Source organism: Ensifer sp. Root954 (assembly GCF_001429005.1).
Classification (GTDB): domain Bacteria; phylum Pseudomonadota; class Alphaproteobacteria; order Rhizobiales; family Rhizobiaceae; genus Ensifer; species Ensifer adhaerens.
In genome coordinates this window covers 1-298 of the sequence record NZ_LMJM01000052.1, presented here as the reverse complement: position 1 = coordinate 298, position 298 = coordinate 1, and the positions used below count along the sequence as shown (strand labels likewise).

The following is a 298-nucleotide window of genomic DNA, read 5'->3' as shown; positions in this document are numbered from 1 at the left end:
GCCAAGGGCAATGTCAGCCTGACGACGCTGCAGTACGACACCAACAAGAGCTCGCTGATCGAAGTGAACGCTTCGGGTGCCAACGTCACCAACGGCACGGGCCTGCTCTCCAGCAACATCTCCTACACCGACACGACCGGCGCGACCGTATCGCTGACCTTCAGCGTTCTGTCGCTCGACATCACCAGCATGACGAACGGCGCTCTGTCGCAGGCTCTGTCGGGTGTTGACTCGGTCCTGACCCAGATGACCGACGCTGCCGCCGACCTCGGTGCGCTCAACAGCCGTATCGATCTGC

General features: G+C 62.1%; 1 pseudogene. It reads left to right on the top strand.

The annotated features are described in order from the left end of the window. Positions 1-298: pseudogene (locus ASE71_RS36295) on the top strand (flagellin); the annotation flags it as partial.